The organism is Erwinia oleae, assembly GCF_000770305.1.
GTDB lineage: Bacteria > Pseudomonadota > Gammaproteobacteria > Enterobacterales > Enterobacteriaceae > Erwinia > Erwinia oleae.
The window spans coordinates 17,092-38,790 of sequence record NZ_JNVB01000009.1; the positions used below are offsets into that span (position 1 = coordinate 17,092).

Consider the following 21,699-nt stretch of genomic DNA (forward strand, 5'->3'; position numbering starts at 1 on the left):
CATCCCGTTCAGCGTGCAGATGGGCAGTATAAAAGGCGTTGACGACGGCTATCTTGATTTAAGGCAGGATTATGGCGCTAAAATTACGCCAAACAGAGCACCCAAACCTGCCACTTTATGGTTAATTTCCTGCCACTCCGTCTCAGGCTGCGATCCGGCGACGATCCCGGCGCCTGCATAGAGCCTGACCGTCTGGCCTTCCACGCGGGCGCAGCGCAGCGCCACGGCGAACTCGCTTTCGGCAACGGAGAGATAGCCCACCGAGCCTGCATACCACTCGCGGGAGAACGGCTCATTTTTAGCGATAAAGTCTCTGGCGACCTCTCTGGGTAAGCCGGCGACGGCGGCGGTGGGTTGGAGCCGCTCAAGGCACCGGCTATCGTCCGTCGTCAGCAGAGTGGCGGTGATGACCCGCCGGAGATGCTGCACGTTACGCAGCGAAACCACCTCAACCGACTGCACTTCCCGGCATGCGGTGACGGATGCAAGCCGCTGGCAGATATCCTCTACCACCAACTGATTTTCATGGCGGTTTTTTTCATCCTGCAACAGCGCGCTGGCAAGCTGTTGCGCACGTTGCCGATTTTCTGCGCCCGGACAGGTGCCTGCCAGCGCCTCGGTGACGAGCGCGGCAGACTGACGGTGATAGAGCCGCTCGGGGCTGGAGCCCAGAAACGCCCGCTGTGCAGTAAACGCCAGCAGATAATGAAAACAGCGCGGGTTGATTGCGCGGCTGGCCGCCAGTGCTGAAGCGGCTGAAACCGCCGTCGGAAACGCGCAGTCGGTTGCGCGAGCGAGCACAACTTTTTCCATATCGCCCCGCGCGATAGCATCAAGCGCGCGTTCAATCTGCCTGAACCAGCCGTCGCTGTCCGGCTGATGCCGAATATCCTGCACGCCGCCGGGCAGCGGCGCCAGCGGCCGGGCCTCGCTCAGCCCGTCGATAAAGGCAATGGCGCGCTGTGCATCACGATGCAGTGCGAGGTCATCGTGCAGGAAAACACTCAGCCTGTCGTTCTGAATCAGCACTCTGGGGACAAACAGAAAGCTGTGCGCCAGCGCAAAATCATTGGCGCCAACCAGCAGCCAGTCCGGCGGCAGCGTCACAAGCAGGCGGTTCGCCTCTTCAGGCGTGTCGGCGTGAAGAATGTCGCCGCAGGCGGTGATCGAGAGCGTGTTTTGTCGATGCTGCCAGTAAAATTGTGGCCAGACTGCCTGTGCGCCAAGCCATGCCAGCCCGTCGCAACCGGCCGGCAACGGCACGGTGAAGCGCGCAAAACCGGGTTGTTGATCGTTAAACTCAGCCAGTTGTTGACGCAGCTGTTTCAGGGCATTTGTGATAGTCAACGTCAGCGTCTCCGGTGAGTGATAGTCGAAGCCACTTTAGATGAGAGCAACGTCCATTGCATTGATCCCGTACCGGCGTTAATAAAAAAGGCGCCCCGCAGGACGCCTCTTTACGCATGCTGAACGCTTAACGACGCGCCAGCAGCAGCCCAACGACCAGACCTAACGCAGCACCGGCGCCAACGCCCTGCCACGGCTTATCGTGAACGTATTCATCAGCGCGCGTGGCAACCTGCTTCGCGCGATAATAGTAAGTATCTGACGCATTGCTGACGCGAGCTTTCACTTCATTCAGCGATTTTTCAGCTTTCGCTTTCAGTTCAAGGTACTTCTGATCCGCCGGATCGCCGGATGATTTCAACACCTGCTCCAGCGTATCGGTCAGCAGCGTCAGATCGTCGTCCAGGCGGGTTTCTTGTGGTTCATTTGTTGTAGCCATACCATCTCCTTGTGCGAATAATGTTGTTGACTAACTATAGACACTTCCACGCGCTTTGCCGCCTCATCACACCAGGAATTGACTGAGAAATGCGGCAATTGCGTTCATAAATCAAAAACAGACGTCATGATGCCTTCTGTTAACGCCCGGCTCTGGCCTGATGCCAGCTCTCTCTGCGTCAATGCCGGCGCGTCGGAAGAGGCTTAAAAAGCTTCTTTACACAGGAACGCACTGCTTTTATTGGATTTATCTGTTAAATTTTTTGTTAACTGAATTTTCCAATTCGCCGACTGTCCTACCGTGCTGTGACGCGGTTCACAATATGGGTGCACCTGACGTATTGCACGACAGTCACTTTACACTCCGTTCACCAAGGAAATGATTTCTGGCATGAATCGAAGAATGTTTATGAAAGCGTCGATGGCCTTTGCCACGATCGGCGGCCTCTCCGGCCTCTCTTCGCTGTTTGCGCAGGCCGCCTGGGCCGACAGTGATATTGCCGACGGGACAGCGAAAAAGTTCGATTTTGACGTGCTGAAAGCGATGGCCGCCGACCTGGCGAAAAAACCGTATGGCGGTGCGCCCGCTCCGCTACCGGATACGCTGGCGACCATGACGCCGCAGGCCTATAACGAAATTCAGTATGACGCTAACCATTCGCTGTGGAACGGCATCGCCGATCGCCAGCTTGACGTGCAGTTCTTCCACGTTGGTATGGGCTTTAAACGACGCCTGCGGATGTTTTCCGTTGATGCCGACAGCCGCGAGGCGCGTGAGATCCACTTCCGGCCTGAACTGTTTAACTACAACAACGCGAAGGTCGATACCAAACAGCTTGAAGGAAAAACCGACCTGGGTTTTGCCGGTTTCCGCGCCTTTAAAAAGCCGGAACTGGCCAGCAAAGATATCGTCTCTTTCCTCGGCGCCAGCTATTTCCGCGCCGTGGATGAGACCTATCAGTACGGTCTTTCCGCCCGCGGCGTAGCCATCAACTCCTTCAGCAACGGTAAGGAAGAGTTCCCGGACTTCACCGCTTTCTGGTTTGAAACGCCGAACGCCGACGACACCACCTTTACCGTCTACACGCTGCTGGATGGCCCAAGCTGCACCGGCGCCTTTAAGTTCATTATCCACTGCGAAGAGAAACGCGTGGTGATGGAGGTGGAAAACCACCTTTATGCGCGTAAGGATATCGACCAACTCGGTATCGCGCCGATGACCACGATGTTCAGCTGCGGCAACAACGAACGTCGCATGTGCGATACTATCCATCCGCAGATCCACGACTCCGATCGTCTGGCGATGTGGACCGGTAAAGGCGAGTGGATTTGTCGTCCGCTGAACAACCCGCAGCGCGTGACCTGGAACGCCTATCAGGACGAAAACCCGCGCGGCTTCGGTATGCTCCAGCTTAATCACAACTTCCAGGATTATCAGGATGTTATTGGCTGGTACAATAAACGGCCGAGCCTGTGGGTTGAGCCCGTCGGCAAATGGGGCAGCGGCGCCATCAATCTGATGGAGATCCCGACCACCGGTGAAACGCTGGATAACATCGTCTGTTTCTGGCGTCCGACCGAGGCGATCAAAGCGGGCAGTGAGCACAGCTTCAGCTACAAACTTTACTGGAGCGGACTGCCGCCGGTAAACAGTGATTTGGCACGCGTGAGCGCCACCCGCAGCGGCATGGGCGCGTTTCCCGAAGGCTGGGCGCCGGGTGAGCACTATCCAGAAGTCTGGGCGCGTCGCTTTGCGGTTGATTTCGTTGGCGGCGATCTGAAAGCCGCTGCGCCAAAAGGCATTGAGCCGGTGATCACGGTCACCTCCGGCACCATCAAACAGGTTGAGATCCTCTACGTCGAACCGAATAACGGCTATCGTATTTTGTTCGACTGGTATCCCAACAGCGATGCGACCGATCCGGTAGACATGCGCCTGTTCCTGCGGACGAAAGACGAGACGCTGAGCGAAACCTGGCTTTACCAGTATTTTCCACCGCCGCCGGACAAGCGTAAGTATATTGACGATCGGCAGATGTAATGCTCATGTAAAAGGCTCCTTACGGAGCCTTTTTTAATTTTGCATGTCAACGTGCGGAATGTCGTCTTCAAGATAGGTTTCGCTGACGGCGGTAAAACCGAAGCGGCCATAAAATCGCTGCAAATGCGCCTGGGCGGAGAGGAAAATTTTATGCTGCGGCCAGTGGTCCTGGCAGCTGGCGACTGCCTGCTCCATCAGTTGATTACCCAGCTTCATGCCTCTCGCCTCGCCAGAGACAATCACTCTGCCGATTTTTGCAGGCCGATCGTTCCCTTTTGGCGCAAGCAGGCGCGCATAAGCCAGCAGTTTGTTATCCGACAGAGCCAGAATATGCCGGTTTTCGCCGTACAAATCCGCACCATCGATATCCTGATAGGGGCAAATTTGTTCAACAATGAAGACAGTATTACGTAGCGCCAGAATTTGATAAAGCTGCTGGGTGGTGAGTTCGCTATGATGCAGATCCTGCCAGTCCAACGCCATTTTCTTCTCCCCGAAAGCCAGTGGTAAAGAAATGAGTGTACCCGCAGTTATTTGTACAGGCTTCTTTTTTTAAACGAAGAGAAAGCCATTCATGCAGCATCCCGGTTGCATGAATGGCTTTCAGCGCAGGCTGTTTATTTTCAGTAGCTAATCGGGGATTTCGGCAGATTATTCAGTGCTGAATTTGCCTGAGCATCCTCAGGCTTGTCATTTTTAAAGGCGTCTTTCGCCATTTCCAGACCCTGGCCTGCTATTTCTTTACCCACGCCCTGCAAGACAGCACGTCCCGCCATACCGGCGGCACCAGCGACAATCGGTAACATAGTCATCTCCTCGTTTGAATGAAAAGCGCTGCCGCATCATGCGGCAATCACTCAAGATGAGTGGCATTTGTGCCGTTCGGGTTCCCTGCTGCACGATAAAGGCATAAAAAAACGGGCTACATGAGCCCGTTTGTTTTATCGCCTGCCGCTTACATCAGCGGCTGCGCCATCTGAACCAGCGAGATCAGCGGCTGTGGGTAAACACCCAGCAGCAGTACCAGGATCGCGGAAATCAGCACGACGACGCCGCCAGCGGTAAACGCCCAGTTTGCTGGCGTATCACGCTGTAACAGTTCCGGCGGATTGAGGTACAGGCTCACGGTGACGCGCAGATAGTAATAAAGGCCAATTGCGCTGCCGACCACGACCGCGCCGGTCAGCCACCACAGGTGCGCGCCAACGCCAACCGCAATGACGTAGAACTTGCCGATAAAGCCCAGCGTCATCGGGATACCTGCCAGCGACAGCATCATCACTGTCATTACCGCCGAAAGGATCGGACGATGCCAGAACAGGCCGCGGTACGAGTAGAGCGAGTCCGCGTCGGGGCCACGATACGGGCTGGACATCAGGCTGACCACGCCGAATGCGCCAAGGCTGCTGAACAGGTAACCCGCCAGATACACGCCCGTTGTTTCCAGCGACAGCTGATGCGTCTGAATCGCGATCAGCGCCACCAGCAGATAGCCAAGGTGAGCGATGGAGGAATAGCCAAGCAGGCGCTTGATATTGCTCTGCGAAATCGCCATCAGGTTACCGAACAGAATGGAGGCGACGGCAATAATCGCCAGCACCAGCCGTACCGCTTCGCTGTCCGCCACCGGCGCGTAGAGGAACAGACGCATTACCACGCCGAAAATGGCAATCTTGCTGGCCGTTGCCAGAAAGGTTGATACCGGCGCAGGCGCGCCCTGGTAAACGTCCGGCGTCCACAGGTGGAACGGCACCAGCGACAGCTTAAAGCCCAGCCCGACGATCATCATGCCGAGGCCCGTCAGCAGCAACGGCTGGCTCAGCAGACCATCATTCAGACTTTTGCCCAGCGCCATGAAGCTCAGGTTGCCGGACTCGGCGTAAATCAGCGCCATGCCGAACAACAGGAAAGACGAGGCGACCGCTGACATAATGGTGTACTTGATACTGGCTTCCAGCGAGCGCTTTTGCTGAAAAGCGTAACCTACCAGGCCGAACAGCGGCAGGGAGATCAGCTCAATACCAAGAAACATTGAGGCCAGATGGTTGGCGCTCGCCAGCATGATGCCGCCTGCGGCTGCAATCAGCACCAGCAGGTAGAACTCTTCGCGATTGTCCGGATAGGTCGCCAGCCACGGATAGGCAAAGGTGCAGGTCGCCAGGCTGGCAAGGATCACCAGCCCGGTGTAGAGCATCGAATAACCATCGACGCGCAGCAGCGGCGTTACGTCCATCGGGCCGTTGTTCCCGACAAAAAACAGCGAGAGCAGCGCAACGTTCAGGCCGATCACCGCCAGCGTGGCATTGACGAAGTGGTTGCGTCGCCACGCAATGGAGAGCATCACCACCACCACCGCCAGGCCGACAATCAGCAGCGGTAGAAGCGCGATCAGGTGTTGAGAGGTTATTGTCATGGCGAATTACGGCCTTGTAGTTGAAATTGAAGCGGTAAACCACTGCTGAATATTGCTCATCGCGGTATGGGAGGTATCCAGAATCGGCTGCGGGTAAATGCCCAACAGCACCAACAGAACCACCAGCACCATGATGATCAGAAACTCGCGTGCGGACATACTACGCAACGGCGTATCCGATTTTGGCGCGCCGTACCAGGCACGCTGCATCATAATCAGCGAATAAACGGAAGCGAATACCAGCCCAAAGGTGGCGATGACAATGATCGTCGGCACCGTCTGAAAGCTGCCGGTCAGGATCATAAATTCACCCACAAAGTTACCGGTTCCCGGCATCCCCAGGTTTGCCACCGCAAAGAACAGCGACAGCCCCGGCAGCCACTTAACGCGCGACCACAGGCCGCCCATCTGTCGCATATCGCGGGTGTGCAGACGTTCGTAAAGCTGACCGCAGATAATGAACAGCGCGGCGGCGGACAAGCCGTGCGCAATCATCTGAATTACCGCGCCCTGGAAGGCCAGCTGGCTGCCGGTATAGATAGCAATCAGTACAAAGCCCATATGTGAGATAGAGGTATAGGCGATTAAACGCTTGATGTCATACTGTGAGAACGCCATCCATGCGCCGTAGAAAATCCCGATAATCCCCAGCCACATGGCAATCGGGGCAAACTCGGCGGAGGCGTTCGGAAACAGCGGCAGCGCAAAGCGCAGCAGACCATAGGCTGCCGTTTTCAGCAGGATGCCGGCAAGGTCAACCGAACCGGCGGTTGGCGCCTGGCTGTGCGCGTCCGGCAGCCAGCCATGCAGCGGCACCACCGGCATTTTAACCGCAAAGGCAATAAAGAAGCCGAGCATCAGCATGTATTCAACGGTATGCGACATCGGCGTTTTAAGCAGCTCTTCGTAGTTGAATGTCCAGACGCCGGTGGCGTTGTAGTTCACGAAGACCAGCGCCAGAATCGCTATCAACATCACCAGGCCGCTGGCCTGGGTGTAGATAAAGAATTTTGTCGCTGCGGTAATACGCGTTTTCCCGTCGGATGCTTTGTGTCCCCAGAGCGCGATGAGGAAGTACATCGGCACCAGCATCATCTCCCAGAAGAAGAAGAACAGGAACATGTCGATAGCCAGGAAGACGCCAATCACGCCGCCCAGGATCCACAGCAGGTTCAGGTGGAAAAAGCCCTGCCATTTATCGATTTCGTTCCACGAGCACAGAATTGCCATCACGCCCAGCAGGCCGGTCAGCACCACCATCAGCAGCGACAGGCCGTCCAGCGCCAGATGTATGTTTATGCCAAAGCGCGGGATCCACGACAGCAGGAATTCAGACTGCCATTGCGGAAGGCCAGCGGCCTGCGTCAGGGTGTAACCGCCCTGCAACCACAGTTGCAGAGAGAGAGCCAGCGTCAGCCCCATCGCAATCAGCGCAATCCAGCGCGGCAATTTTGCGCCGAAGCGCTCTAACTGCCAACACAGCAGACCACCGATGAACGGGATGAGTATTAGCCAGGGTAATAACATGGCGATTTGCTTCCCTTTTCCGATCCTGAATGGGCTATCTTGCTTGCCATTTTTGCCCCCGGCAGTGCTCGCAATCCTCACATACCTAAGTATGCTCCGGTTGCTGCGCGCTGGCGGTGACACAACTGACTGCGCCGATGACGCCCAGGCTTCAGGAAATTTTAAAAACCTATAACCGAGGGATGAGATATCACTCATCCCGCTCACAAACCTTTACATCACCAGCAGCAGCGCAAGCACCACCACGGCGCCGACGCTCATGGAGGCAACGTACCAGCGCAGATAACCGTTTTCGCTGACCACCAGGCCTCTGTTCGCCAGGCGAGAGAACAGCGCCGGCAGGCTCATCAGCCCGTTCAGCGGATCGCTTGACAATGCTTTCGCAATCAGCAGATACGGCTTAACGAAGACGTTGTCATACAGCCAGTCGAAGCCCCAGGCGGCGAACCACCACGTGCTGAAGAAACGGCCCGGCGCGCTGGCCGCAATCGTCTTCACCAGAGTGCGTTTACCCAGCCACAGCACCGCCGCCAGCAGAATGCCGATGATAGCCACCACGCCGGAGGTGATCTCCAGAGTCAGCACGCTGCCGTGCGCCAGCTCCGTCGTCTCTGGCAGCACGCCGCGCAGCGGGGGAACAATCATTGCGCCAATAAAGGTTGAAAGAACCAACAGCACCAGCAGCGGCAGATGATGCGTAATGCCTTTGCCTGCATGAGCATGGATTTTCTCTTCGCCATGAAAAGTGATAAAGATCATGCGGAAGGTATAGAGCGACGTCATAAACGCCCCGACCAGGCCTGCCACCATCAGATTAATGTGACCATTAGCCAGCGCGCCGGCCAGGATCTCATCCTTACTGAAGAAGCCTGCGGTAATCAGCGGCAGCGCCGACAGCGCCGCGCCGCCTACCAGGAAGCAGACATAGACCAGTGGAATGCTTTTACGCAGGCCGCCCATTTTGAAAATGTTCTGCTCATGATGGCAGGCAAGGATCACCGAACCGGAAGAGAGGAACAGCAGCGCTTTGAAGAACGCATGGGTCATCAGATGGAAGATCGCCGCGTCCCAGGCCTGTACGCCCAGCGCGAGGAACATATAGCCAATCTGGCTCATGGTGGAGTAAGCCAGCACGCGCTTGATATCGGTTTGCACCAGCGCGGCAAAGCCTGCCAGCACCAGCGTCACCGCACCGACGATGCCCACCAGATGCAGCACCTCTGGCGTCATCAGGAACAGACCATGACTGCGCGCGATCAGGTAAACGCCCGCGGTCACCATGGTCGCGGCGTGGATCAACGCGGAAACCGGCGTCGGGCCTGCCATCGCATCGGCCAGCCAGGTTTGCAGCGGAAGCTGAGCCGATTTGCCTACCGCGCCGCCGAGCAGCGCCAGCGTTGCCCACTGCAACATGTGGTTATCTGCCGCAAAGTGCGCGGGCGCCAGCTCAACCATCTCTCTGAAGTTCAGCGTGCCCAGCTCGTTGTAGAGAATGAACAGTCCGAAGGCCAGGAAGACGTCACCGACGCGGGTAATGATAAAAGCCTTCATTGCCGCTGCGCCGTTGTTCGGGTTGGTGTAGTAGAAGCCGATCAGCAGGTACGAGCAGAGCCCTACCCCTTCCCAGCCCAGATACATCAGCATCAGGTTGTCGGCCAGAACCAGTATCACCATGCTGGCAATAAACAGGTTGGTATAGGCGAAGAAGCGTGAATAGCCCTCTTCACCACGCATATACCATGAGGCGAACATGTGGATGAAGAAGCCCACGCCGGTCACCACCGACAGCATGGTTAGCGACAGGCCATCCAGCACCAGGCTGACCTGCATATTGAAGTTGCCAACGTGGATCCATGTCCACAGCATCTGGGTGAAGGCAGCCCGATCGTGATTGAAAAAATCAACGCCAACATAGAGCGTAACCAGCGCCGCCAGGCCTACTGAGCCCATTCCCACGGCGGCGGAAAGATTCTCTGACCAGCGTCCACGGGAAAAAGCCAGCAGCACAAAGCCGATAAGCGGAAAAAGAATAGTTAAATAGAGAAGGTTCATCCGCGCATCTCACTCACTTTATCAATGTTGAGGTTCTGGCTGCGACGGTGCAGTTGAAGCAGCAGCGCCAGACCGATACTGGCTTCGGCCGCTGCGAGGCTGATGGCCAGGATATACATCACCTGTCCGTCGGCCTGGCCCCAATAGCTTCCGGCGACAACAAAAGCCAGCGCGGCGGCGTTGATCATAATTTCAAGGCTGATCAACATAAAAAGCAGGTTACGACGAATAATGACGCCGGTCAGCCCAAGCACGAACAGAATGGCGGCCAGGATCAGGCCATGTTGCAGAGGGATCATGCGCGCTCCTCCTTATTGCTTTTTGCGGCATCTTCAGGGCGATTGCTGAGCACTTCGCCCACACGCTGTTCACGTCCAATGTGGTAAGCCACCACCAGACCTGCCAGCAGCAGCATCGACGCCAGTTCAACGGCCAGAACGTAAGGGCCAAACAGGCTGATACCCACGGCTTTCGCGTCGATCATCGTGCCATCAATGCCCTGATCGTTAACGGTCAGAATGGCGTACACCATCACCACCAGCAGCAGCAGGGAAAGCAGGCCCGGCCCCAGCCAGACGGCAGGTTTGAGCCATTCGCGCTCCTGCGCCTGTACGCTGTCGCCAAGGTTCAGCATCATCACCACAAACACGAACAGCACCATAATGGCGCCCGCATAAACGATAATCTCCAGCGCACCGGCAAAGTAGGCGCCAAGGGTAAAAAACACCCCGGCCACCGCCAGCAAAGAGATAATAAGGTACAGCAGCGCATGCACCGGGTTGGTATGGGTAATGACGCGCAGCGTCGTCAGCACCGCCACCACACCACAAATATAAAACGCAAATTCCATGCCTGGCTCCTTAAGGTAACAAGCCCTTGACGTCGACAGGTTTGGCTTCATTGGCAGCCTCGCCTTTGTCTTTCCCGTCGATCGCCATACCCGCCATCCGGTAAAAATTGTATTCCGGGTATTTACCCGGACCGGAAATCAGCAGGTCTTCTTTTTCGTACACCAGATCCTGACGCTTAAACTCACCCAGTTCGAAATCTGGGGTAAGCTGAATCGCAGTGGTCGGGCAAGCCTCTTCACACAGGCCACAGAAAATGCAGCGCGAGAAGTTAATGCGGAAGAATTCCGGATACCAGCGACCATCCTGCATCTCGGCTTTTTGCAGCGAGATACAGCCAACCGGACAGGCGACGGCGCACAGGTTGCAGGCTACGCAGCGCTCCTGTCCGTCGGGATCGCGTGTCAGCACGATGCGTCCGCGGTAGCGCGGCGGCAGATAAACCGGCTCTTCCGGGTACATCATGGTTTCACGCCTGGCGAACGCGTTCATCCCAATCAGAAAGATACTGCGTACCGTGGTGCCAAATCCCACCACAATGTCTTTTAATGTCATATTCTTAACCCCAACCTCACGCGTTGTACAGAATCACTGCGGCAGTCGCCAGCAGGTTCAACAGCGTCAACGGCAAACATACTTTCCAGCCGAACGACATCACCTGGTCATAGCGCGGACGCGGTAACGCAGCACGAATCAGAATAAACATCATCATGAAGAACGCCGTTTTAATGGCGAACCAGAAGACGGGCGGCAGCCAGGGACCGTTCCATCCGCCGAAGAACAGCGTGACGATCAGCGAAGACACGGTCACGATCCCCACGTATTCACCGACGAAGAACAGGCCGAACTTCATCCCGGCGTATTCGATGTGGTAACCGTCGGCCAGTTCCTGCTCCGCTTCTGGCTGGTCAAAAGGATGACGGTGACATACCGCAACGCCCGCGATGGCGAAGGTCAAAAAGCCGAAGAACTGCGGAATGATGTTCCACAGGTGCGTCTGGCTGTTGACGATATCGACCATATTGAACGAACCGGCCTGCGCCACCACGCCCATCAGCGACAGGCCGAGAAACACTTCGTAGCTCAGGGTCTGTGCTGAAGCGCGCATTGCACCAAGCAGCGAGTATTTGTTGTTACTGGACCAGCCCGCAAACAGCACCGCGTAGACCGCCAGACCGGCCATCATCAGGAAAAACAGCAGCCCGATGTTGAGATCTGCGCCCATCCACGTTGAGGTGACCGGCACAATCGCCATCGCCAGCAGCAGCGAGGTGAAGGCGATCATCGGCGCGAGGGTGAAAATAACGCGATCGGTAAACGGCGGCGTCCAGTCCTCTTTAAAGAACATTTTGATCATGTCAGCGACCAGCTGAAGCGAGCCGCCCCAGCCTACGCGGTTTGGCCCGTAGCGATTCTGAAACAGACCAAGCAGGCGACGCTCGCCGAAGCTCATAAATGCGCCGCAGCCCACGACCACAAACAGAATGACCAGGGCTTTACCTACCGCAATAAGAACGTCAATAACGTCCGGTGTCAGCCAGCTCATTGTGCCGCCTCCTGCATAGTCTCAATAGTGGCACCCAGCAGGAATGGCGGGACGCCCGGCAGGCCAACCGGCAGGCCGACCTGTCCTGCCTGCAACGTATCAGAAAAACGCACCGGCAGACGCAGCGTTTCACCTGCGCAGGTGAAGGCAACGGTGGTGCCTGCATTGACGCCAAGCTTCGCGGCATCGGCCGGATTGATCATCACGTAAGGCGCGGGCATGCGCTGCTGGAACACCGGCGACCGCTGCGTCATCTCTTCGCTGCCGAACAGGTGGAAGTAAGGCGCTACCCGCCAGCCGTTTTCAGCATGGGTAAATGCTTCCGGCACCTCATCGAACCAGCCGAGCTGTGCATCGCCTGCTTCAAACAGGCGCACGCCCGGATCGCCGTTACGCAGGTGACCGCCCACTTCGTCCTGGAACTTGTTCCAGGCCTGTGGGGAGTTCCAGCCCGGCGCCCAGGCAAACGGGATCTGCGAACGCGCCGCACCAGGCTGGTTGTTTCCTTCCATCGAGAAGGCAAACATCGTGTCATTATCCTGCGGCTGGCGCGGCTCGTGCACGCTGATATTAGCGCGCGCGGCGGTGCGTCCGCTGGCGCGGATCGGCGAACGTGCCAGCTTTTGACCACGAATGCGGAAGCTTGCATCCGGCGCGGCCTCTTTAATACCGGCCAGCTGCGGCAGCGCCGCCACGCAGGCGTCGATCACATGATCGAGCTGCGTCCAGTCCACTTCGCGATTGGTGATGGTGCTTTTCAGCGAATGCAGCCAGCGCCAGCTCTCCAGCATCGCGATGTTGTCGTGATAATAAGAGGGATCGTAAACCTGGAAGAAGCGCTGCGCGCGGCCTTCCTGATTGACCACCGTGCCGTCGCTTTCCGCGAAGCTGGCGGTAGAGAGGATCAAACCCGCTTTATCCATCGTGGCGGTGCGCTGGTGGTCGATAACAATGACGTTCGCCGCATTGCTCAACGCCGCATCAACCTGCGCTTTTGGCGCATGGCGATAGAGGTCATTTTCCAGCACGATCAGCGCATCCGCCGCGCCGTTGGTCAGTGCATCCAGCGCCGACTCCAACGGTTGACCGCCGATCAGGCCCAGACCAACGCTGTTTGCCGCGCCTGCCAGTAACGTAATGCCGACATCCGCGCCGCGTCCTTTCAGCGCCTTCGCCACGTTGGCCGCTGCCTGAATAATGGCTTCGCTACCGGCGTGCACGCCAGAAATAATCAGCGGTTTTTTCGCGCCGCTCAGCGCCTGAACCACCACATCGATTTTGCCGTTCAGCGTGCTGTCGATGCCGCTGACCGCAGGCGCGCTTTCGTCCAGCGCGTTGGCGATGGCAAAGCCCAGCCGAGCCTGATCTTCAACCGGCGCCCGGTAGCTCCACGCGGCGATGTCATCAAGGCGCGTTTGATCGACGTTGGTGACAAACAGCGGATGTTTGGCGTGCTGACCGATATTAAGAATGGCGGCAATTTGCCAGTCGGCGACTTTCTGCGCCGCTGCCAGCTCGCGCGCTTTGCCTTTCACCGCCTGGCGCACCGACAGCGCCACGCGCGCGCCGGTTTGCGTCAGGTCTTCACCCAGCACCAGCACCGCGTCGTAGCTTTCAATTTCACGCAGGCCTGGCGTGTGAATACCGCCTTCGCGCAGCACTTTCAGCATCAGTTCCAGCCGCGTCTGTTCAGCGGCAGGAATGCCGGTGGAGAAGTTTTCCGCGCCCACCAGATCGCGCAGCGCGTAATTGCTCTCAACGCTGGCGCGCGGCGAGCCGATACCGATCACTTTTTTCGCCTGACGCAGCACGTCCGCCGCGCCCTGCATTGCCTGTTCGGCGTTCAGCGCGATCCAGTCGTTGCCGCGACGCTGCATCGGCTGACGCGGCCTGTCTTTCAGGTTCACATAGCCATAGCCGAAACGGCCCCGGTCGCAGAGAAAATACTGGTTAACGGTGCCGTTGTAGCGGTTTTCAATACGACGCAGTTCGCCGTAGCGCTCGCCGGGGCTGGTGTTACAGCCGACGCTGCACTGCTGGCAGATACTTGGCGCATATTGCATGTCCCATTTACGGTTATAGCGTTCGGAATGGGTTTTGTCAGTGAACACGCCGGTCGGACAGATTTCCACCAGGTTGCCGGAAAACTCGCTTTCCAACGTACCGTCCTGCGGACGACCGAAGTAAACGTTATCATGCGCGCCATAAACGCCCAGATCGGTGCCGTCGGCGTAGTCTTTGTAGTAGCGCACGCAGCGGTAACAGGCGATACAGCGGTTCATCTCGTGAGAGATAAACGGTCCGAGATCCTGATTGCGGTGAGTACGCTTAGTGAAGCGGTAGCGGCGGAAGCTGTGGCCGGTCATCACGGTCATGTCCTGAAGATGGCAGTTACCGCCCTCTTCGCAGACCGGACAGTCGTGCGGATGGTTGGTCATCAACCACTCGACCACGCTCTCACGGAACTCTTTTGCTTCGCCATCATCAATTGAGATGAAGGTGCCGTCCGACGCGGGCGTCATGCAGGACATCACCAGGCGGCCACGGGTATCTTCCGCGTTTTGAAACTGCTTCACCGCGCACTGACGGCAGGCACCTACGCTTCCCAGCGCCGGATGCCAGCAGAAATAGGGAATATCAAGGCCAAGAGAGAGGCAAGCCTGTAACAGGTTGTCCGCTCCATCGACGTCATATTCTTTACCGTCTACATGTATTGTAGCCATAGTGAACTTGCTCAAGTAAGGCTCATCAGATGAGCGTTAAAACAAAAATTTCCTACCCATTATCTGTCGGGTAAAACTTGTAATCTGGCGCTTACCAGCGCGCTTTAAGCAGGTTCGCCTGGATACCGGCGATGGCGTGTGCGTTGCTGAATACCTGCGTCGCAATGCCTGCTTCAAACTCTTCGCGGAAATATTTGATGGCGCTTTGCAGTGGCTCTACTGCACCTGGCGCATGGGCGCAAAACGTTTTGCCCGGCCCCAACTGGCGACAAAGCTGCAACAGCGTTTCGATGTCACCAGGCTGCCCTTCTTTACGCTCCAGCGCGCGCAGGATTTTCACGCTCCACGGCAGGCCGTCACGGCACGGCGTACACCAGCCGCAGGACTCGCGCGCGAAGAACTCTTCCAGGTTGCGCACCAGCGAAACCATATTGATTTCGTGATCGACAGCCATCGCCAGCGCGGTGCCCAGACGGCTTCCCGCTTTGCCAATGCTGGCGAACTCCATCGGCAGATCGAGGTGTGCATCGGTCAGGAAGTCCGTGCCCGCGCCGCCCGGCTGCCAGGCTTTGAATTTCAGTCCGTCGCGCATGCCGCCGGCGTAGTCTTCCAGGATCTCGCGCGCGGTAGTGCCGAATGGCAGCTCCCAGACGCCCGGATTTTTCACGCGGCCGGAGAAGCCCATCATTTTCGTGCCGGTGTCTTCGCTGTTGGAGATGCTTTTGTACCACTCGACGCCGTTTGCCAGAATCGCCGGGACGTTGGACAGCGTTTCAACGTTGTTCACGCAGGTCGGCTTGCCCCATGCGCCTGCCGAGGCAGGAAACGGCGGTTTGGAGCGCGGGTTGGCGCGACGCCCTTCCAGCGAGTTGATCAGCGCGGTTTCTTCTCCGCAAATGTAGCGGCCTGCGCCGGTATGCACGATCAGTTCAAAGTCAAAACCGGTGCCGAGGATGTTTTTTCCCAGGTAGCCCGCTTCCGTCGCCTCGGCTATAGCGCGACGCAGGTTAACCGCGGCCTCGACATATTCGCCGCGCAGGAAGATATAGCCACGATACGCTTTCAGGGCAAAGGCGCTGATCAGCATGCCTTCCACCAGCTGGTGCGGTAACTGTTCCATCAGCAGGCGGTCTTTATAGGTGCCCGGCTCCATTTCATCAGCGTTACACAACAGGTAGCGGATGTTCATGGATTCGTCTTTTGGCATCAGGCTCCATTTCAGGCCGGTCGAAAAGCCTGCGCCGCCGCGCCCTTTCAGGCCGGAGTCTTTAACCGCTGCCACGATTTCGTCCTGCGACAGGGTCTTCAGGGCTTTGTCAGCACCGGCATAGCCGTTTTTACTGCGGTATTCGTCAAAGAAAACCGGCTGTTTGTCATCACGCAGACGCCAGGTCAGCGGATGCGTTTCCGCAGTACGAATGATCTGTTTGATTGTCATTGATACTGCTCCAGCAGGTTAACGATGTTTTCCGGCGTCAGATGAACGTGCGTATCTTCATCCACCATCATGGTCGGCCCTTTGTCGCAGTTGCCCAGGCAGCAGGTGGGCAGCAGCGTGAAGCGGCCGTCCGCCGTGGTCTGGCCCGGCTTAATATTGAGGTTCTCTTCCAGCGCCGCCTGGATGCCCTGAAAGCCGGTAATGTGGCACACCACGCTGTCGCAATAGCGAATCACATGGCGGCCCACCGGCTGGCGGAAGATCTGGCTGTAAAAGGTGGCAACGCCTTCGACGTCGCTGGCCGGAATGCCCAGCACCCCGGCAATAGCATCAATTGCGCCGTCAGGCACCCAGCCGCGCTGCTTCTGAACAATTTTCAGCGCTTCGATTGAGGCCGCGCGCGCGTCTTCATAATGGTGCTTTTCATGCTCGATAGCGTCGCGCTCTGCGGCGCTCAGCACAAAAGCTGCATTGTTGTCGATCGTTTCGATCGCGATTCGTTGTTCGTGCATAATTAGCGGTCCACGTCTGACATAACAAAATCGATACTACCCAGATATACGATCAGATCGGATACCAGACTGCCGTTGATCACCGACGGGATCTGTTGCAGGTGCGGGAAGCTTGGCGTGCGCACGCGGGTGCGGTAGCTCATGGTGCTGCCGTCGCTGGTCAGGTAGTAACTGTTGATCCCTTTGGTCGCCTCAATCATCTGGAACGATTCATTGGCGGGCATCACCGGTCCCCAGGACACCTGAAGGAAGTGGGTGATCAGGGTTTCGATATGCTGTAGCGTGCGCTCTTTTGGCGGCGGCGTCGTCAGCGGATGATCGGCCTTGAACGGGCCTTCCGGCATATTATTCAGGCACTGCTCAAGAATGCGCAGGCTCTGACGCATCTCTTCCATTTTCAGCATTACGCGGGTGTAAGCACAGCTTACGCCGTCGCCGACAGGCACCTCGAAATCAAAGTTTTCATAGCCGGAGTACGGACGCCATTTGCGCACGTCGAAGTCCAGGCCAGTAGCGCGCAGGCCTGCGCCCGTGGTGCCCCATGCCAGCGCTTCGTCCAGACCGTAGGCGGAAACGCCTTTGGCGCGGCCAATCAACACCGAGTTTTTCAGCGCGGTTTGCTCGTACGCTTTCAAACGCTTCGGCAGCCAGTTAATGAAGTCGCGCAGCAGGCGATCCCAGCCTTTCGGCAGATCGTGCGCCACGCCGCCAATGCGGAACCAGGCCGGATGCATACGGAAACCGGTAATGGCTTCCACCACGTCATAAATTTTCTGACGGTCGGTGAAGGCAAAAAATACCGGCGACATCGCGCCAACGTCCTGAATAAACGTTGAGATATAGAGCAGGTGGCTGTTAATGCGGAACAGTTCGGAAAGCATGACGCGGATCACGTCAACGCGTTCCGGCACTTTGATACCGGCCAGTTTTTCGACGGCCAGCACGTACGGCATTTCATTTACGCAGCCGCCCAGGTACTCAATGCGATCGGTATAAGGAATGTAGCTGTGCCATGACTGGCGCTCGCCCATTTTTTCGGCGCCGCGATGGTGATAGCCGACATCCGGCACGCAGTCGACGATCTCTTCGCCATCAAGCTGCAAAATGATGCGGAAAGCGCCGTGGGCTGACGGGTGGTTAGGGCCGAGGTTGAGAAACATAAAGTCTTCAGTGGCGGTACCGCGTTTCATCCCCCACTCTTCCGGCTTGAAGGTCATTGCCTCCATTTCCAGATCTTCTTTCTGCTTTGTCAGCTCAAACGGATCGAATTCCGTGGCGCGCGCGGGGTAGTCTTTACGCAGCGGATGCCCTTCCCAGGTCTGCGGCATCATGATGCGCGTCAGATGAGGATGGCCATCAAAGGTGATACCAAACATCTCCCAGGTTTCGCGCTCGTACCAGTTGGCATTCGGGAAAATCTTTGTGACCGTTGGCACGTGCAGGTCTTTTTCAGACAGCGCCACCTTGAGCATAATATCGCGATTACGCTCAATAGAGATGAAGTGGTAGAAAACGGAAAAATCCGCCGCAGGCAGGCCTGCACGGTGAGTACGCAGCCGCTCATCCATGCCGTGAAGATCGTAGAGCATCACGTAGGGTTTCGGCAGTTTGCGCAGAAATTCAGTTACTTCCAGTAATTGTTCACGCTTCACCCATACTACCGGAATGCCGGTGCGGGTGGGCTGAACGGTAAAGGCATCAGGCCCAAAACGGTTACGCAGCTCGCCGATCACCGGATCGTCCTGGTGATCGCGGGTTTGCCAGGCGGGCTGGGCGGTGGTCAAATCAGTCATAAGTCGGTCACCCTGTGGGCCTGTAGGCAGGCACTCAGTTTTGGCGTCAGAATGGGCCTGTACGTGTTGTATTTTTTTTATACGCCGTGAGGCCAGGCCACATCCATAAATTGCAGTGCTCTTCTTAGCGCAGGCGGGCGATGAGGTTGTGGTTACCGACCGCTTCCTCAACCGCCGCGCCCGTCAAAGTCAGGCTATCCCTTAAACTTCGTCAGGCGTCCGCAGATTGGTTACGGCGATACGCTCGCCGTGCTTTCTTTCACGCTCGGACTGCATGTTGGCGCGATAGACGCCCTGATCGCCAACGACCCACGACAGCGGGCGGCGCTCTTTACCAATCGATTCTTGCAACAGCAACAGCGCCTGCATATAGGCTTCAGGACGCGGTGGGCAGCCAGGGATGTAAACGTCAACAGGCAGGAATTTATCCACGCCCTGCACCACAGAATAGATGTCATACATACCGCCGGAGTTTGCGCAGGCGCCCATCGAAATCACCCATTTTGGCTCAAGCATCTGATCGTAAAGACGCTGGATAACAGGTGCCATTTTCGTAAACGGCGTACCGGCCACAACCATAAAGTCTGCCTGACGTGGCGAAGCGCGAATAACTTCCGAACCAAAGCGAGCAACGTCATGTACTGAGGTAAACGACGTGGTCATCTCGACATAACAGCATGAAAGACCGAAGTTAAACGGCCAGAGAGAATTTTTGCGTCCCCAGTTCACCATATCGTGCAGGGCGTGTTCCAGCTTGCCCATATAGACGCTCTGATGTACGTGCTTCTCCAGCGGATCGGATACGATCTCCTGTTTTTGCAGTGGGTAACGGTCATTCTCGCCGTTCGGGTCGGCGCGGGTGAGCGTATAATCCATCTTAAAGCCTCGCTGTTACTGCGTATGACGATTGGAGTGCGAAATGGTGGTTGGCTTAACCACGACGCGCCGCGCCGCAGGAGCCCAATCGAGCGCGCGAATACGCACCAGATAAACCAGACCAGCAAGCAGTACCAAAATGAAAATGGTGGCTTCTACAAAGCCGACCCATCCGCTTTCACGAATGGCCGTCGACCATGCATATAAATAGAGGGCTTCAACGTCAAAGATGACGAAGAACATGGCGACCAGGTAGAATTTCGCCGACATGCGCAGCTTAGCCGTTCCGACCGCCGCAGCCCCTGATTCGAAAGGCGTATTGGTATAGCGCCCACGCGCTTTACCGCCCAGAAACCAGGCGCCCGCTAACATAGCGCAGCAAAGCCCAACGGCAACGATCAGAAATACGGCGAATGCCCAATGATGGGCGATGACATTAGTATTAGTAGACATGCTCTTTGCTTACTCAGCCTGAGGCGGAAACGAACAACCTGCGCGGGTTGACGCACCATCTCGATTCACGGGAAAAATAAAAAACCTTATAAATTTTGCTGTCTTTTTTGATTAAGCAGCACTTTTATGGGGTTTTTTACTCCTTTCAATAACCTTTTGTCAACTTTCACAAAAGTATCCACACATTAATTTACACCCGCAGCATTTATTTAACACTTGATGCGCAACAATTGAGCTAAATCGAGTCAGTAACAGGGTGTGATGTAAGTTTAGCGGGTATTTCCCTGTATGTGTCGCGGATTTAACTTTTCCTATTCTGGCAGGATTTGACCACTTTTCCTGCCCCTTAATGAGGTTATTTTTTTGATCCAGGACACAGTTTTATCTTTTGTGAGGTGATTTTAGGCGGCGCAATTTGAGGGATATCAATCGCAAGTCACATTACAGACGGGTTAAAACAGGAAAAAATAGCGTTCGGAATGGGTAATTTTCAGCGCATATCTGGCGTGAATTTACCGTTGAAACCGACGGAAAAAATGAAGTTAACCTGATAAAAAAAGCCTTCCGACTCATTAATAGCCGGAAGGCTCCATTTTACGCATTTTACTCTGTTTAACGCTTTTTCAAAAAATTACGATATCGATTGCGTCCGCGCTCATTCCTCTTCGTCATTTAAGACAGAGTCATCCTTTACCATGGTCGATAAATTATAAGGATCGTTACTGGACTCCATGGCATTAAAGATTGCCAGCGCCAGTTCATTTTCGCTTTCAGGATTGCGGCAAAGCAGGTATTCCGTGTCCGGCAGAACCGGCAGGCCTTCTGCCGCGCCCATGACACGCAGCTCAGGGCTCATCATTTCAACCGGACGCGCCGTCACGCCAAGGCCGGCCTTCACCGCAGCGCGAACCGCCGCCAGCGTTGACGCAACATACGAGATGCGCCATGGAATGCCCGCTTCATTAAGATGGTCGATAGCCATGTCGCGATACGGGCTTGGCTCGTCCAGGAGAACCAGAGGAATGGCCTCCCCACGCTGAAAAATATAGTCAGCTGCACAATACCAGAGCGTCGGGGACGTACGCAGCACCTGCCAGGTAAAGTTCATTGGACTGGAGGTGGTGACAACCAAATCCACTTCACCCTGATTCAGCATTTCCATCATGAATGGATTACGCTTTACGCGTACATCAATAGCGAGCTTCGGATAAACCGACGTCACGCGATTAAGAAGGAATGGCAGGATGGTATCAGAGGTATCGTCCGAGGCACCGATAGTCAGCACGCCCTGGATGTTGCTGTACATGAGAGAAGTACAGGCCTCATCATTGAAGCGCAGGATTTTTCTGGCGTAGCCAAGGAGTTGAATACCGTGCTCGGTGAGAAGCTTATTTCGGCCGTGTCTGGCAAACAGCTCTTTACCCACCAGCTGTTCCAGTCGCTGCATCTGCTGACTGACCGCCGATTGCGTTCTGCACACTGCTGTGGCCGCTGCCGCGAAGGTGTTAAGATCGGCAACGGCGACAAAGGTTCTTAGCAGATCGAGGTCTAAATTAAGGATTGGACGATTTGCATTGGTCATTTTTTCTTCACTTTATAAGTTTTATACGAACAGCTTTCCTGGTGTTATTACCTTACGCATCAATGGGATGCTCAGGTATCATGCGCAATGTGCAGAAAAAAATTGTCCGC

19 protein-coding genes are annotated in these 21,699 nt (G+C 56.1%); 1 reads left to right on the forward strand and 18 read right to left on the reverse strand.

The window, feature by feature from the left end; translation table 11 throughout:
* Positions 1–69: 69 nt before the first annotated feature.
* Both GS12_RS04595 and elaB read right to left on the reverse strand, forming a co-directional pair.
* On the reverse strand, positions 70–1,347 hold the full coding sequence (locus tag GS12_RS04595; RefSeq protein ID WP_034944371.1) for an isochorismate synthase: 1,278 nt from the start codon (positions 1,345–1,347) through the stop codon (positions 70–72).
* Positions 1,348–1,474: 127 nt separating this feature from the next.
* A complete protein-coding gene (gene elaB, locus GS12_RS04600; protein ID WP_034916078.1) occupies positions 1,475–1,786 on the reverse strand; it encodes a stress response protein ElaB in 312 nt (103 codons plus the stop codon).
* A gap of 390 nt (positions 1,787–2,176) precedes the next feature.
* Here elaB and GS12_RS04605 point away from each other — a divergent pair, with 390 nt between their 5' ends.
* A complete protein-coding gene (locus tag GS12_RS04605) occupies positions 2,177–3,826 on the forward strand; it encodes a glucan biosynthesis protein D (RefSeq protein WP_034944434.1) in 1,650 nt (549 codons plus the stop codon).
* 33 nt (positions 3,827–3,859) lie between these two features.
* Here the strand turns inward: GS12_RS04605 and GS12_RS04610 are convergent, their stop codons facing one another.
* The 16 genes from GS12_RS04610 to lrhA all read right to left on the reverse strand — a co-directional run bounded on the left by GS12_RS04610 (position 3,860) and on the right by lrhA (position 21,589).
* A complete protein-coding gene (locus tag GS12_RS04610) occupies positions 3,860–4,309 on the reverse strand; it encodes a GNAT family N-acetyltransferase (RefSeq protein WP_034944372.1) in 450 nt (149 codons plus the stop codon).
* 140 nt (positions 4,310–4,449) lie between these two features.
* Positions 4,450–4,632: a hypothetical protein gene (locus tag GS12_RS04615; protein ID WP_034916082.1), complete on the reverse strand. Its 183-nt coding sequence runs from the start codon at positions 4,630–4,632 to the stop codon at positions 4,450–4,452.
* A 149-nt stretch (positions 4,633–4,781) separates the two neighbouring features.
* On the reverse strand, positions 4,782–6,239 hold the full coding sequence (nuoN, locus tag GS12_RS04620) for an NADH-quinone oxidoreductase subunit NuoN (RefSeq protein ID WP_034916084.1): 1,458 nt from the start codon (positions 6,237–6,239) through the stop codon (positions 4,782–4,784).
* 6 nt (positions 6,240–6,245) lie between these two features.
* Positions 6,246–7,766 (reverse strand): NADH-quinone oxidoreductase subunit M, encoded by a 1,521-nt coding sequence (gene nuoM, locus GS12_RS04625; RefSeq protein WP_034916087.1) that lies wholly within the window; start codon positions 7,764–7,766, stop codon positions 6,246–6,248.
* A 213-nt stretch (positions 7,767–7,979) separates the two neighbouring features.
* Entirely contained in the window at positions 7,980–9,818 is a 1,839-nt protein-coding gene (nuoL, locus tag GS12_RS04630) for an NADH-quinone oxidoreductase subunit L (RefSeq protein ID WP_034916089.1), read from the reverse strand.
* Positions 9,815–10,117 carry an NADH-quinone oxidoreductase subunit NuoK gene (gene nuoK, locus GS12_RS04635; RefSeq protein ID WP_034916091.1) on the reverse strand — a complete coding sequence of 101 codons (303 nt, stop codon included), beginning with the start codon at positions 10,115–10,117 and terminating at the stop codon, positions 9,815–9,817. The genes nuoL and nuoK overlap by 4 nt, the downstream gene beginning before the upstream one ends.
* Positions 10,114–10,668: an NADH-quinone oxidoreductase subunit J gene (nuoJ, locus tag GS12_RS04640; RefSeq protein WP_034916092.1), complete on the reverse strand. Its 555-nt coding sequence runs from the start codon at positions 10,666–10,668 to the stop codon at positions 10,114–10,116. The genes nuoK and nuoJ overlap by 4 nt, the downstream gene beginning before the upstream one ends.
* A gap of 10 nt (positions 10,669–10,678) precedes the next feature.
* On the reverse strand, positions 10,679–11,221 hold the full coding sequence (nuoI, locus tag GS12_RS04645; RefSeq protein ID WP_034916094.1) for an NADH-quinone oxidoreductase subunit NuoI: 543 nt from the start codon (positions 11,219–11,221) through the stop codon (positions 10,679–10,681).
* 16 nt (positions 11,222–11,237) lie between these two features.
* On the reverse strand, positions 11,238–12,212 hold the full coding sequence (gene nuoH / locus GS12_RS04650) for an NADH-quinone oxidoreductase subunit NuoH (protein ID WP_034916096.1): 975 nt from the start codon (positions 12,210–12,212) through the stop codon (positions 11,238–11,240).
* Positions 12,209–14,935 carry an NADH-quinone oxidoreductase subunit NuoG gene (gene nuoG, locus GS12_RS04655; protein ID WP_034944373.1) on the reverse strand — a complete coding sequence of 909 codons (2,727 nt, stop codon included), beginning with the start codon at positions 14,933–14,935 and terminating at the stop codon, positions 12,209–12,211. The genes nuoH and nuoG overlap by 4 nt, the downstream gene beginning before the upstream one ends.
* Positions 14,936–15,026: 91 nt before the next feature.
* Positions 15,027–16,367: an NADH-quinone oxidoreductase subunit NuoF gene (gene nuoF, locus GS12_RS04660; RefSeq protein WP_197060531.1), complete on the reverse strand. Its 1,341-nt coding sequence runs from the start codon at positions 16,365–16,367 to the stop codon at positions 15,027–15,029.
* A 2-nt stretch (positions 16,368–16,369) separates the two neighbouring features.
* The gene (gene nuoE, locus GS12_RS04665; RefSeq protein ID WP_034916101.1) at positions 16,370–16,885 is read right to left on the reverse strand and encodes an NADH-quinone oxidoreductase subunit NuoE; all 516 of its coding nucleotides are present in this window, start codon (positions 16,883–16,885) and stop codon (positions 16,370–16,372) included.
* Between the two features lie 2 nt (positions 16,886–16,887).
* A complete protein-coding gene (gene nuoC / locus GS12_RS04670; protein ID WP_034944380.1) occupies positions 16,888–18,678 on the reverse strand; it encodes an NADH-quinone oxidoreductase subunit C/D in 1,791 nt (596 codons plus the stop codon).
* A 201-nt stretch (positions 18,679–18,879) separates the two neighbouring features.
* Positions 18,880–19,554, reverse strand: a complete 675-nt coding sequence (locus GS12_RS04675) for a NuoB/complex I 20 kDa subunit family protein (RefSeq protein ID WP_034916106.1) — start codon at positions 19,552–19,554, stop codon at positions 18,880–18,882.
* 15 nt (positions 19,555–19,569) lie between these two features.
* Positions 19,570–20,007, reverse strand: a complete 438-nt coding sequence (locus GS12_RS04680; protein WP_034916108.1) for an NADH-quinone oxidoreductase subunit A — start codon at positions 20,005–20,007, stop codon at positions 19,570–19,572.
* Between the two features lie 655 nt (positions 20,008–20,662).
* Positions 20,663–21,589, reverse strand: coding sequence for a transcriptional regulator LrhA (gene lrhA / locus GS12_RS04685; protein ID WP_034916110.1), 927 nt, complete (start codon positions 21,587–21,589; stop codon positions 20,663–20,665).
* Positions 21,590–21,699 lie beyond the last annotated feature (110 nt).

What these genes read in the sequence shown, in the direction of transcription:
- nuoN (WP_034916084.1), bottom strand. Translation starts at nt 6,239, where the DNA reads ATGACAATAACCTCTCAACACCTGATCGCGCTTCTACCGCTGCTGATT.
- nuoG (WP_034944373.1), bottom strand. Translation starts at nt 14,935, where the DNA reads ATGGCTACAATACATGTAGACGGTAAAGAATATGACGTCGATGGAGCG.
- nuoH (WP_034916096.1), bottom strand. Translation starts at nt 12,212, where the DNA reads ATGAGCTGGCTGACACCGGACGTTATTGACGTTCTTATTGCGGTAGGT.
- elaB (WP_034916078.1), bottom strand. Translation starts at nt 1,786, where the DNA reads ATGGCTACAACAAATGAACCACAAGAAACCCGCCTGGACGACGATCTG.
- nuoM (WP_034916087.1), bottom strand. Translation starts at nt 7,766, where the DNA reads ATGTTATTACCCTGGCTAATACTCATCCCGTTCATCGGTGGTCTGCTG.
- nuoK (WP_034916091.1), bottom strand. Translation starts at nt 10,117, where the DNA reads ATGATCCCTCTGCAACATGGCCTGATCCTGGCCGCCATTCTGTTCGTG.
- nuoJ (WP_034916092.1), bottom strand. Translation starts at nt 10,668, where the DNA reads ATGGAATTTGCGTTTTATATTTGTGGTGTGGTGGCGGTGCTGACGACG.
- lrhA (WP_034916110.1), bottom strand. Translation starts at nt 21,589, where the DNA reads ATGACCAATGCAAATCGTCCAATCCTTAATTTAGACCTCGATCTGCTA.
- GS12_RS04615 (WP_034916082.1), bottom strand. Translation starts at nt 4,632, where the DNA reads ATGTTACCGATTGTCGCTGGTGCCGCCGGTATGGCGGGACGTGCTGTC.
- GS12_RS04675 (WP_034916106.1), bottom strand. Translation starts at nt 19,554, where the DNA reads ATGGATTATACGCTCACCCGCGCCGACCCGAACGGCGAGAATGACCGT.
- GS12_RS04605 (WP_034944434.1), top strand. Translation starts at nt 2,177, where the DNA reads ATGAATCGAAGAATGTTTATGAAAGCGTCGATGGCCTTTGCCACGATC.
- nuoE (WP_034916101.1), bottom strand. Translation starts at nt 16,885, where the DNA reads ATGCACGAACAACGAATCGCGATCGAAACGATCGACAACAATGCAGCT.
- nuoC (WP_034944380.1), bottom strand. Translation starts at nt 18,678, where the DNA reads ATGACTGATTTGACCACCGCCCAGCCCGCCTGGCAAACCCGCGATCAC.
- nuoI (WP_034916094.1), bottom strand. Translation starts at nt 11,221, where the DNA reads ATGACATTAAAAGACATTGTGGTGGGATTTGGCACCACGGTACGCAGT.
- nuoL (WP_034916089.1), bottom strand. Translation starts at nt 9,818, where the DNA reads ATGAACCTTCTCTATTTAACTATTCTTTTTCCGCTTATCGGCTTTGTG.
- GS12_RS04680 (WP_034916108.1), bottom strand. Translation starts at nt 20,007, where the DNA reads ATGTCTACTAATACTAATGTCATCGCCCATCATTGGGCATTCGCCGTA.
- GS12_RS04610 (WP_034944372.1), bottom strand. Translation starts at nt 4,309, where the DNA reads ATGGCGTTGGACTGGCAGGATCTGCATCATAGCGAACTCACCACCCAG.